The organism is Actinomadura rudentiformis (assembly GCF_008923185.1).
GTDB classification, from domain to species: Bacteria; Actinomycetota; Actinomycetes; order Streptosporangiales; family Streptosporangiaceae; genus Spirillospora; species Spirillospora rudentiformis.
Genome location: NZ_WBMT01000010.1, coordinates 230,652 through 242,919, shown reverse-complemented (window position 1 = coordinate 242,919; position 12,268 = coordinate 230,652). Strand labels below are relative to the sequence as shown.

Genomic DNA, 12,268 nt, shown 5'->3' with positions numbered 1-12,268 from the left:
TTGTTCTTCCCAGTGTCGGGCGCATCGCCGGACGGCCTGCGGGCCAACGCCGGGCGGCTGGCCGAGTGGCTGCGCGGTCCCGGCAGCACCGCCGACCTGCATGACGTCGGCTATACGCTGGCCAGGCGTAGATCACACATGCGTACGCAATGCGTTGTCCACGCGCGCGAACGCCCGGAGCTGGCCGACCGGCTCACGGAGATCGCCTCCGGCCGCACTCCGGACGGTGCCTTCTGCGGCGAGGTCGTCGACGCCGCAGGCCATGGCGTGGTCTTCGTGTTCTCCGGGCAGGGTTCGCACTGGACCGGTATGGGAGCCGAGCTCCTGGACGACGAGCCGGCCTTTGCGGCCGTCGTCGACGAACTCGAACCGGTGTTCAGCGCTGAGCGCGGCCGGTCGCTACGCGAGCTGCTGACCTCGCACGACTTCGACGACGCGGGTCCCGCGCTCCTCCAACCCGCGATCTTCGCCGTGCAGGTCGGGCTTGCCGCCGTGTGGCAGGCGTATGGCATCCGACCCGCCGCCGTGATCGGGCAGTCGATGGGAGAAGCCGCGGCCGCGGCCGTCTGCGGCGGCTTGTCACTCACCGACGCCGCCCACGTCATCTGTCGCCGCTCCGAACTCATGGAGGAAGAGCTCGTCGGCCAGGGCACCACCGCGTTGGTGGAGTTGCCGGCCGAGGAGGTGGAGCGCCAGGGAGCCGCGAGCCGCGGTCTGGAGATCGCCGTCTACACCTCGACCCGTGCGACCGTCGTCGCAGGCGGTCGCGACGAGGTCGACGCCCTCGTCGCGGAGTGCGAGCACCAGGGCCTCGGCGCGTATCCCGTCGAAGGTGTCCGGCTGGCTGCTCATAGCCGGTTCGTGGACCCGGTGCTCCCTCTCGTCGTCGACGAACTCGCGGATGTGAAGCCCCAGGAGCCGGTCGTCACCTGGTATCCGACGGCATCGGCGGATCCACACTCGCGGCCTCCGTTCGACGCTCGCTACTGGGCGGCCAACCTGCGCGAACCGGTGCGCATGACGCAAAGTCTTAAGGCGGCTGCCGAAGACGGACTGAGAGTCTTCGTCGAACTGTCTCCACATCCGCTCCTCACCCAGGCGATCGGCGAGACGCTCTGGGACAGCGGCGTTGAGAACGCCGTCGTCGTCGGCACCATGCGCCGAGGCGAGTCATCGACGCGGTCGCTGCCAAGTGCCTTCGCCGAGTTGAGCGCGCAGGGTGTGCCGGTGGATTGGAGCCGCCAGTATCCCGACGGCCGATTGCAGGACCTGCCGGTCAACGCTTGGCAGCATCAGCATTTCCCTCCGTACGAAACGAAGACCGTTCGGACAGGTTCACAGGATGAACATCCGCTTCTCGGCTCGTACGTGAGGCTGCCCGGGCAGTCCGTACGTCACGTGTGGCAGGCGCGTATCGACCCGGAGGCTCTCGGCTGGCTCAGCGATCACAATGTGGGCGGGACGGCCGTGATGCCCGGTACGGCTTACGCGGAGATGGCGCTTGCCGCTGCCGCCGAGGTATTCAAGGCCGGTACGTCGGACATCACGGTCACCGAGCTCGTCTACCGGCGGGTGTTGCCGGTCGGCCGGCCGGTCACCGTCACGACGAACCTGACCGTTGAGCACGAGGGCCGGGCCGAGATCGAGATCGTGACCGACCAGGGCGGAACGCCTGTCGTTCACGCGACGGCCCGGCTGTGCGTCCAGCGGGAGAACGAGCCCGCCGTCGTATCGCTCGATGAGGTCGCTCGCCGTCAGCCTCAGCAGAGTGATGCTTCGGCGACGTACACCAGGCTCCACGAGATGGGGATCTCCTACGGTCCCGCATTCAGGGGCCTTGAGTCCGTGAGCGCGGCCGACGGTAGCGCGTTGTACCGGGTAAGGCGCCCTGAGGCGCTGCAGGCCGATCGGCGGTTCTCCTTCCATCCAGCCCTGCTCGATGCCTGCCTCCACGGCGTCATGGCGCTGCTTCCCGAGGATGTCCAAGGCGTCCACCTGCCCACTGGCATCGGCCGGTTGCGACTGTTCGGCGAGCCGATGGGCGAGGTCGTTTGCGGCGCGCACATGGAAGACGGCAAGGCGGACGTGAACGTCTTCGACAAGGCGGGCCGGCAGATCGTAGCGCTGAACGGCGTGGAGATCCGGTGCATCGACGAGGAGGAACTCCCTGCGCCCCTGCAGGGCCTCCTCTATGTCGTTGAAGAGGAGCCGGTGCCGTCCGCGGATGGCGGGCGTGGGCCGGCGTCCCAGGAATGGCTCGTCTGCGGCGCTCCTGGGAGCGATCAATTCGCAACGGAGCTGGCGTCCGAGCTGTCAGCGGATCTGAAGCCCGGCCCCGGCCTCCCGGAGAATCTCGACCGCCACTATGACGGGATCGTCGTGCTCGGGGACGGAGACAAGCCCGAACCCGCTGCCGAGGAACGTGTCCTCGCGACGGTGAGGATGGTCGCCACGCTTCTCCGCCGTGGCGACGCCGATGATCTCCCGCGCGTGATCGTGGTCTCGCGCGGAAACGAGCTCAGCCAGGCAGGCATGGGCGGCCTCCTACGCACGATGCGGGCCGAACATCCGGAGCTCCAGACGACGTTCATCAAGGTCGACCCGGACGAGCATGCCTCGCTGCTGGCCGAGGAATTCAGGTCGCGGGCGCCATGTGACGAGCTGTCCTGGCACGACGGTTTCCGGCGATTGGCCCGGTTGACGTGCATCGAGCCCGACCGGCTGCCGCCGCCGGTCCGGCCCGTGGTGCATCCGGGGGCGTCATACCTGATCACGGGAGGGCTCGGCGGGCTCGGCCTCGCCACAGCCCGCTGGCTGGCAGAAGATGGCGCCGCGAGGCTGGTGCTCAACGGCCGCTCGACGCCTGACGAGCGGGCGTGCAAGGTGATCGCGGAGATCGAGGCACAAGGTACCCAGGTGGCAGTCGTCCGGGGAGATGTCACTCAGCCCGGCATCGCCGACGAGATGGTGCGCGTCGCCGAGGATGACGGCGTCACGCTTCGGGGCGCGGTGCACGCCGCGATGGTCCTGGACGACGTGGCGATGACCGAACTCGACGCTGTCCGTCTCCACCGTGTGTGGTCGCCGAAGGCGGCAGGCGCATGGCAGCTTCACCTCGCCACCGCTGAGCGCGAGTTGGACTGGTGGGTCTGCTATTCCTCGCTCGCCGGCCTCATCGGATCTCCCGGCCAGGCCAACTATGCCGCCGCCAACAGCTTTCTCGACTCCCTTGTGATGTGGCGTCGTTCCTGCGGCCTTCCCGCACAGGCGGTGGCGTGGGGGCCGTGGTCTGAAGTGGGCCGAGTACGCGACGTCACGTTGAACGGGGTCGGCGGATTGCACCCGCGCGAAGGGCTCGCGGCTCTCTCGGAACTGATCACCAGGGATGTGCCGGTGGCGGCGGTCGCCAGACTGGGCGCGGGCTTCGCCGACGCCTTTCCGCACGCGAGGCAGTCGACCTACCTGGCCCGCGTTGCGGCCACCGCACCGCCGGCGGCCATCGATCGGGCCGATCTGGAAGGACTCGGCGCCCAAGACCGTCATCGGGTCATCGGTGATCAGGTCCATCGCAGCGTCTGCCAGGTCATGGGGTTCGAAGAGGCGGAACTCGCCGGTGACCGGCCGCTCGTCGAGGTGGGCCTGGATTCCATGGCGGCCACAAGGATCAAGGGAGCGCTGCACGCCGGCTTCGGCGCCGACATCCCTGTGTCGCGGCTTCTCCAAGGGGCGAGCGTGGAGGACCTGACCAATGACCTCCTCGCCCACGTGGGGCCCGCGCCTGGTGTCCGGGAGGACCAGGCGACCGGAGGCCGGGCGACCAAGGGTCAGGCGGCTCAACGAGCGGAGGTGCGAGCGAGGCGCCTTGCCACGCAGCGAACCCGAAGGAGGAAAGGGCAGTGAACGTCGACACTGTGGACGTCGACACTGTGGAAGGCGTCGCGGTCATCGGGCTCTCTGGACGGTTTCCGGGTGCCCGGGGCATCGACGAGTACTGGCGCAATCTCTGCGACGGACGAGATTGCCTGGAAACGCTCGACGAGGCGGTCCTGCGCGACGAAGGCGTACCGGAATCGGTGCTGCACAATCCCGCCTACGTGCGGCGGGCCGGTCCATTGCAGGGCTACGACGAGTTCGACGCGGACTTCTTTGGCTTCTCCGATCGTGTCGCCGAACTGATGGATCCGCAGCAACGGTTGTTCCTGCAGAGCTGCTGGCATGCGCTGGAGGACGCAGCGTACGACCCGCAGCGCTGCGAAGGCTCCATCGGTGTGTTCGGCACCGGCTCGTTCGGGACCTACTACCCCTACAACGTGCTGTCACATCATGATCTGCACGAGCTGATCGGAGCAGGTACCTCGGCTGAGCTCATGCAGGGGCTGACCTTCAGCGATCCCAATTTCTTCACTACGCGGGTGGCTCACGCGCTGGATCTGCACGGTCCAGCGATCACCGTGCAGACGGCCTGCTCAAGCGGTCTCGTCGCCGTCCATCTGGCCTGCCAGAGTCTGTTGTGCGGGGAGGCGGACATGGCGCTGGCCGGTGCCATGACCGTCCGGATACCGGCCCGGGCCGGCTACATGGCCGACGCGGACACGACCATCTCGCCAGATGGCTATTGCCGACCGTTCGATGTGCAAGGGAACGGAACGGTCTTCACCAGTGGAGGCGGTGTCGTCGTCCTCAAGCGGCTGGCCGACGCCATCGCAGACCGCGACCACATTCGTGCGGTCATCCGGGGCTCGGCGGTCAACAATGACGGCTCGCTGAAGATGGGCTACGCCGCTCCCAGCGTGGAGATGCAGGCCGCCGTCATCGCCGAGGCACTCGCAGTGGCGGACGTCGATCCGGCCACCGTGGGATACGTGGAGGCTCATGGGACCGGTACGGCGCTGGGGGACCCGGTGGAGGTCGCGGCTCTGAACAGCGGTTTCGGCGAGCGAGCAGCGGCTGCCCGCTGTGCCATCGGATCGGTGAAGGGCAACATCGGACACTGCGAAGTTGCGGCTGGCATCGCCGGGCTCGTCAAGGCAGTGCTTTCGCTGGAACACCGCACGCTCGTACCAACCGTGCACTTCACCGAGCCGAATCCCGAGCTGCATCTGGCGGACACGCCGTTCCACGTTCAGGATCGGCTCGCGAGTTGGGAGAGCGAAGCCCCACGCCGTGCCGGTCTGAGCTCGCTCGGGGTCGGCGGGACGAACGTGCACGTCGTTCTGGAGGAGGCCGAGCCGAAACGGGGCGGGAGCGCGCCGTCCCGGGACAAGGTGCTTCTGGTCAGCGGACGGACCCCCGCGGAACTGTCCGAGGTCTGCGAGGACCTTGCCGGGCATCTCCGTGGCCGGCCGGATACCGATCTTGAGAACGTGGCGTTCACGCTTGCCGAGGGCAGGCGCCACTTCTCCACCCGTACGGCGGTCGTGGCCTCCACCGCCGAGGGCGCCGCCGAGGCACTCGTTGATCATGAGCCCTTCGAGGCGTCGATGAAGATCGTGCTGCTGTTCCCCGGCACAGCGGGCAGCCGCATGCAAGCGGCCGCGGACCTGTATCGGGCCGAGCCGGCGTTCGCCGAGCCTTTCGATCGCTGTGCGGAGGCGGTGCGTGAGCACCTGGCCGTGGATCTGCGTTCAATGCCGGCAGGCGGGAACGAGACCGAAGACGACTTCGCCGACGCGGCTTCCTTCGCCATCGAATACGCGATGGGAAGGGCGCTGGAGTCCTACGGCATGCAGGCATCGGTGGTGGCGGGCACAGGCGCGGGCTTGCTCGCCGCGGCGTGCTTCGCGGAGGCGATCGATCTAGCCGGCGCCGTGAGGATGATCGACGCGGGTCTCGAAACAGCCGACATGGAGGCCGTATCGGGAAGGGTCCCCCTGCTTCCGGCGAAGGACATCAAACCGGATGGTGCAGAGGGAGAACGCCTTGTGGTGGCGGCCGCGCCCGGCACCGCCGAGCCAAGCGGCTTTCTCAGCACCCTTGGAAGACTGTGGAGCGCCGGAGCGTCCATTCAGTGGGGCTTCACGGATGAAGAAACGACCGCCAGACGGACTCCGCTGCCTGGCTATCCCTTCAGACGGAACCGCCACTGGGTGGATTCCGCGTATGCCACCAATACGCCCACTCCTGGGCCAGGGGAGGCGACACCTTCCGCCGAGTCGACCGAAGACCTTCTGATCGCGTTGTTGTCACGGGCCCTGCGCGTGGAGCGGATCGGCGTGGACGACAACTTCTTCGAGTTGGGCGGCGACTCCGTCATGGCGGCGCAGATCGTGGCGCGAGCCCGGTCACAGGGAATCCACCTGGCCCCCAAAGACCTTCAGCGGAACCCCACAGTGGCGAAGCTGGCTCGGGTGGTGGAGCGGACGTCGGCCTCCGGCGGCCCGGTCAAGCGACGGCACGACTCCGTCACCTCGGCAGAGCCGAAGGAATGGGTGCCGTTGACGCCGACCCAACTTCAGGTGATGGGAGCTGACGCTGCACACGAAGAAATGATGATCTTCGACCTCGGAAGCGAGATCGACCCTGCGCTCCTGGGGCGGGCCGTGGCGCATGTGCGCCGGCACCACGAGGCACTCACGATGGACTTCGAGAAGCGCGGCGGTGTTTGGGAACAGCACGTTGCCGACGAACACGAACTGCCGGTGATGACCCCGGACGAGCTCACGGAACTGTCCCGTCGCCGCGAAGACCGGCGGCCCTCGCTGCTCGCAGCGGTCCTGGAACATCCCGACGGCCAAGGACGGCAGCTCGCCGTCGTACCGCATCCGGCGGCCTTCGATCCCGCCGCGCGGCGGCTGCTCGCCGAAGATCTGTCCACGGCTTGCCGGCAACTGCTCACAGAGCAGGACGTGGACCTGCCGTCAGTGGGCATGCCGTGGCCCGCCTGGGCCGAACACGTCGTATCCCTTGCTCATGACCCTGAGGTGATGCGCGAGCGTGAGCACTGGACAGCCCTTCTCGCCGACGCGAACGCCGGTCCGCTCCAGCCGGGCTCGCCGGCCAGGCCCAACGGTCATCGTCGCGGGGATGACATCCGCTGTCTCTCGCACGTGTCCGATCAAGCGGTCACCGCTGCCGTCCGCGCTGCCGCGCGATCGAGCCAGCAGACCGTACGGGGCATCGTTCTGAGTGCGCTCGCGATGGCTCAAGCCAGAGTCACTGGTCGGCCGACCGCATTGCTCGACGTCGCAATGAACATCCGCAAGGAAACTCCGGGCGGCATGGATCTCAGCAGAACCGTCGGCAACCTCACGACCGTCTTTCCCGTCGCCATCCCAGCACAGGGGGAACCGGCCACCGTTCTCGGTCTGGCCGAGGAGATTCTGGGGGCTGTACCCGGCCATGGGCTCGGCTACGGAGTGCTCAGGTACCTGCACGGCCCCACAGCGGAAGTGATGCGCGAACTCCCAGCGCCCGACGTCGTCTTCAGCGACTGCGGAGCCGTCTCCAGCGGAGCTGATCTGACGGATGGCCCCTTGACGGTGAGGCGATCCGCCGGCGCTCCGGTCGGTGGGCCTCCGTTGGCCTTCGGTCACGCCGTCGACGTGCGCTGCTATCGCAAGCGTCGGCGGCTCCACATCGACTGGTGGTTCGACGGTGCTCGTGTGCCTGAGGAGGTCATGACCCGGATGCGCGATCACACCGTGCAGGCGCTGAGCCTGCTCGACCCGTCCGACGACTCAAGGAGTGCCGATGTCCGCGCGGCAACCGACCGATGACGAGATCCTGGCCGCTGCCGCAGAACTCGGCTTCGATCTGGCTGTGGCCGATTGCGGCTTCTACCGGTCGTTCATGGCCCCTGACCTGGAGGCGTATGACTTCATCGAGACCGCCGGTGAGCCCAAGCCCGCTCTGCGCGTTCCCGACCGTGGCTGGTGGCAACCTGAGCCCGACGAGAACGAGTTCGGGGCCTGGCAAGCACGCACCGAGATCCGGACCAACGCCCAGGGCCCGCTCACAGGCCGGTCTGTCGCGCTGAGCGACAACATCTGCCTAGCCGATGTCCCGATGGCCATCGGGACGTCGTTCCTGCGCGGTTTCCGGCCCGATCGCGACGCCACCATCGTCAACCGGTTGCTCGACTCGGGCGCGACGGTCACGGGCAAGGCGCAGTGCGAGTACCTCGGCATCCCTAACGGATCGCATACCGGTGTCGCCGGACCAGTGCGCAATCCTCGACGGCCGACACACTCATCCGGCGGCGCTGCTTCAGGCGCGGCGGCTCTCGTCGCGTCCGGCGCCGCTGACCTGGCGGTGGGCACGGACGCCAGCGGCTCGGTGCGGGTGCCTGCCGCCTGGTCCGGGGTGGTCGGCCTGAAACCGACGCACGGGCTGATTCCCCACGCCGGGATCCTGCCGCTGGAATCCAGCCTTGACGATGTCGGCCCGATCACCGCGACGGTGGCGGACAACGCCCTGCTCTTGGACGTCCTGGTGGGCGCGAACACCCGGCCTGAGCACTCGTACTCGGCCGCATTGACCGGTGAGTGCGCGGGCATGCGCGTCGGCGTCGTCAAAGAGGGCTTCGAACTGCCCGATCTGAACGCCGATGTCGCGGACACCGTCCGCGGGTCGTGTGACGTCATGCGGATTCTGGGCGCTCAGGTTGAGGACGTCGTCGTTCCTGCGCACCAGCTCGGCGTCGCCGTCTGGGATGCCATCGCCCTGGAGGGCCACGTCGGCCAGTTGCTCGCGGCCGCTTTCGGGGAAGAGGACCCCGCGACCGACCTGGCTCACGTCCTGCGAGGCTGGCGGGCCAATACGGCGGAATTCCCTCGTCCCGTCAAGGTGGCCATGGTCATGGGGAACGTCTTCCGCAGAAGGCACGGCGGCGTGACCTATAGGAAGGCGCAGCGGCTCGCTCATGCTCTGGCTGACGCGTACGACGATGCGCTGGCGAACTACGACGTGCTGGTGATGCCGACCACGCCGATGAAGGCCACGGAACTGCCGTCACCGCAAGATTCACCGGAGGTGGATGTCCGGCGCGCCTTCGAGATGGTGCTCAACGTCGTGCCGAGCAACGCCTCAGGCCATCCGGCCCTCAGCGTGCCATGCGGCGTGCGCGACGGGCTCCCTGTGGGCATGCAGTTCATCGCCCGCAGGCATGCGGAGTCCACTCTCTATCGCGTCGCCCATGCCTACGAGTCAGCTCGCAGGGGCTGTGACGGCCCCGATGATCAGATTGATTAGCCGCTGTGCCTCGTCGGCTGCTCGGTCCTTCGGCGGGCGGTCGAAAGGCTGCAGATCCGAGAGCGTTCCGATCTGGTGGAGGGCCAGCAATCCGACCATGGCCCGGTAGCGGAAGGCGACCTCGCCGGCGGGCAGCTGGGGGAGGGCTTCGATGAGGGCATCCAGGAAGCGCCCCTCAGCAGGGCCGACCTCGGCGGCGAACAGCTGCCGGATCTCGGGCTCCGGCTCGAACATCACCTGGCTCACGAAACGGGCGACGCTGCCGGCGCGCTCGCCGTGCCGCTCCTCCAGGCTCACGGCGGGCTCGATGAAAGCCCGGACGAGATCCTCCGCAGAGGGCTTTGCACCCCGGCTGCGCAACTCGTCCAGGCGCCGTTCGCGATCTTCGTTGACCGCCGCCATCGCGCGCCCCACCACCGCGCGCAGCAACCCTTCCTTGGAGCGGAAGTGGTAGTTCACCGCCGCCACATTGACCGCTGCCGCCTCGGTCACCGCGCGAAGCGACGTCCCGGCGAAGCCTCGCTCGCCGAACAGCCGCTCGGCCGCGTCGAGGATCCGCTCTTTCGTGCCCGGTGAGGATCCCATGAGCCCAATCCTAGTTTAAAACGAGCGCTTGAATATTGTCGCCGAGCATGGGTACGCTCAAACAGTCGTTTAAAACGATCGACTGAATCGAGCTGGTTTCTCATGACGATCGCAGAACACGACACCCAGGCAGCCCAGGTCGAGGTGAGCCCCGGCCGGCGCCAGCTGATCCTCACGGTCATGTGCATGGCGCTCGGCGCGGTGGTCGGCATGCTCGTCTCGCTGGTCATCGCACTTCCCGGCATCGCCCAGGACCTGCGCGCCAGCGAAGCGGAGCTGCAGTGGGTGATGAACGCGTACGGCATCGTCTTCGCCGGTCTCCTGCTGCCCGGTGGGGCGCTGGGGGATCGCTACGGGCGCAAGGGCGTGCTGCTGGCCGGCCTGGTGATCTTCATCGGGGCTTCCGGCGCGGTGCTGTGGGCCGACGACGTCGGTACGGTCATCGCCCTTCGCGCGGTGGCCGGAGCCGGTGCGGCACTGGTCATGCCGATGACGCTGTCGGTCATCACCAGCGTCTTCCCGCCCGAGGAACGTGGCCGGGCCGTGGGCATCTGGTCCGGTGTCTTCGCGGGCGGCGGGCTCCTGGGCGTCATGGTCGCCGGCGCGCTGCTGGAGGGCTTCTCCTGGCGTTCGGTGTTCGTCTTCAACGCCATCCTGGGCTTGGTCGCCCTGCTGGCCGCTGCGGCGGTGACCCCCAAGTCGCGCGACCCCTACGCCACCCCTCTCGACATACCCGGGACCGTCTTCTCCGTCGTCGGGATCGCCTCGCTTGTCTTCTCCATCGTCGAAGGCCCGGAGCGTGGCTGGTCCGACGGGCTGATCGTGGGCGGGTTCGCGGTGGCGGTCGTCACCCTGACCGCTTTCGCCTATTGGGAACTCCGCAGCCAGAAGCCCATGCTGGACCTGCGTGTCTTCCGGATCCGCGGCGTCTCCGGGGGCTCGTTGGCCATCATGACCGAGTCGCTGGGCGCCTTCGGTGTGCTGTTCCTGCTGTTGCAGTTCCTCCAGGAGATCAAGGGCTACTCGCCGTTCGAGGCCGGGCTGGCCCTGCTGCCCCTGGCCATCGGCGCCATCGTCTTCTCGCCCACCGCGCCGATGCTGGCCCAGCGTTTCGGTTTCCGCATCGTCATCGGGCTGGGCATGGCCGCGATGGCGGGCGGCCTGGCCCTGCTGTCACTGCTCGACCAGGGATCGGCTTCCTGGCCCGTGCTGGCAGGCGGCCTTCTGATCGGCGCCGGCGTCGCCTACGCCGCCACACCCGCCACCGATGCGATCGTCGCAGCCCTGCCCGCAGCCAAGCAGGGTGTCGCCTCGGCCTTGAACGACATCACCCGCGAACTCGGGGCAGTCCTCGGTATCGCGATCCTGGGCAGCGTCTTCAACGCCACCTACCGTGGCGACGTCGGTGACGCCACCGAGAAACTGCCGCCCGACATCGGCGAGGCGGCGCGCGACTCGCTCACCGCTGCCCTCCAGATCGCCCAGCGGCTCGGGGGCGGGGAGGGAACCGCGCTGGCAGACGTCGCCAAGGCGGCGTTCAGCACCGGGATGAACAACGCCATGCTGGTGGGAGTCGCCGTTGTCATTGTCGGCGGAGTCATCGCAGTCGTGGCGCTTCCCAGCCAGGCGTCTCCTGAGACCCGACAGCCCCAGAAGACCGACACCCGAACCTGAACCAACACGAGCTCTTGCCACTGCGACACGTGAAAGCGTCCGAATCTGGACGAGCTCGCGTCGCGAACGGGTGTGGATCACTTCCCTGAATCCGGGTAGTACCTACGGCGTGTCGGAGATCCATATGGGTGGTGCGAGGCCATGAACGGCTATCAGGCCGCTCTCGTCGTGATGCTGCTCGTCGTGGCGCTGGTCGCGGCGGTCTACGCGCTGGGCACGCTCGCCGCGGTGGCCAGGTCCCCGCTGGAGGGCAGCCCGTTCCTTAGCGGGGAGCCGTCCACCGAGCACGCGGTGAGCCGGTTCCACGTGCGCTGGTACACGATCACCATGGTCTTCCTGGCCTTCGACATGGAAATGATCTTCATGTACCCGTGGACGGTCGTCGTCGCGGACATGGGTGCCACGGCCGTAGTGGAGATGTTCCTCTTCCTTGGGCTCTTGCTCGTGGGCGTGGTCTACGCCTGGCGGGAGGGAGCTTTCCGGTGGGTCTGAGCGAGGCGTTGTTCCGGCTGGCGGCCCAGCGGCCGCGGCCGCTGATCGTGCCGGTGCCTGGATACACCGCTGTGCGTTTGGCCGCGGAGCGGGAGGTCCGGCGGCGCGGCTGGCGTCCTGCCCTCGCACCGGCCCAGGCGAATCTCCTTCTTGTCTGCGGAGAACCGGCTCAGGAGCTTGAGGCGGCTACCCAGCGCGTGTGGGAGCAGATGCCGGCGCCGAGAGCGCGCCTTGAAGTACGTCATCGGGACGAGATGGCGAGGCTATTGGAGGAAGCGGCGGCTTCGCTTGCTCATCGCGATGGCCAGCGTGCTCAGGCCACTGCCCG

General features: G+C 67.8%; 6 protein-coding genes. 5 read left to right on the top strand and 1 reads right to left on the bottom strand.

Translation table 11 applies throughout. The features are described 5' to 3' along the window. The 3 genes from F8566_RS22430 to F8566_RS22420 are packed head-to-tail and all read left to right on the top strand — an operon-like array spanning window position 1 to window position 9,189. Window positions 1–3,900 carry a type I polyketide synthase gene (locus tag F8566_RS22430; RefSeq protein ID WP_151562897.1) on the top strand — a complete coding sequence of 1,300 codons (3,900 nt, stop codon included), beginning with the start codon at window positions 1–3 and terminating at the stop codon, window positions 3,898–3,900. A 26-nt stretch (window positions 3,901–3,926) separates the two neighbouring features. Further along, the gene (locus F8566_RS22425) at window positions 3,927–7,715 is read left to right on the top strand and encodes a type I polyketide synthase (RefSeq protein ID WP_225993413.1); all 3,789 of its coding nucleotides are present in this window, start codon (window positions 3,927–3,929) and stop codon (window positions 7,713–7,715) included. Continuing rightward, window positions 7,690–9,189, top strand: a complete 1,500-nt coding sequence (locus F8566_RS22420; protein ID WP_151562893.1) for an amidase family protein — start codon at window positions 7,690–7,692, stop codon at window positions 9,187–9,189. The genes F8566_RS22425 and F8566_RS22420 overlap by 26 nt, the downstream gene beginning before the upstream one ends. On the opposite strand, the gene F8566_RS22415 is transcribed toward F8566_RS22420, so the two are convergent. Further along, on the bottom strand, window positions 9,145–9,774 hold the full coding sequence (locus F8566_RS22415; protein ID WP_151562891.1) for a TetR/AcrR family transcriptional regulator: 630 nt from the start codon (window positions 9,772–9,774) through the stop codon (window positions 9,145–9,147). The genes F8566_RS22420 and F8566_RS22415 overlap by 45 nt on opposite strands. A gap of 102 nt (window positions 9,775–9,876) precedes the next feature. On the opposite strand from F8566_RS22415, the gene F8566_RS22410 reads away from it, so the two are divergent. Further along, window positions 9,877–11,448: an MFS transporter gene (locus tag F8566_RS22410; RefSeq protein WP_151562889.1), complete on the top strand. Its 1,572-nt coding sequence runs from the start codon at window positions 9,877–9,879 to the stop codon at window positions 11,446–11,448. A gap of 141 nt (window positions 11,449–11,589) precedes the next feature. Then, on the top strand, window positions 11,590–11,940 hold the full coding sequence (locus F8566_RS22405) for an NADH-quinone oxidoreductase subunit A (protein ID WP_151562887.1): 351 nt from the start codon (window positions 11,590–11,592) through the stop codon (window positions 11,938–11,940). Window positions 11,941–12,268 lie beyond the last annotated feature (328 nt).

Excerpts from the sequence above, each read along its gene's own strand:
- F8566_RS22420 (WP_151562893.1), top strand. The coding sequence starts at position 7,690 with ATGTCCGCGCGGCAACCGACCGATGACGAGATCCTGGCCGCTGCCGCA.
- F8566_RS22415 (WP_151562891.1), bottom strand. The coding sequence starts at position 9,774 with ATGGGATCCTCACCGGGCACGAAAGAGCGGATCCTCGACGCGGCCGAG.
- F8566_RS22410 (WP_151562889.1), top strand. The coding sequence starts at position 9,877 with ATGACGATCGCAGAACACGACACCCAGGCAGCCCAGGTCGAGGTGAGC.
- F8566_RS22405 (WP_151562887.1), top strand. The coding sequence starts at position 11,590 with ATGAACGGCTATCAGGCCGCTCTCGTCGTGATGCTGCTCGTCGTGGCG.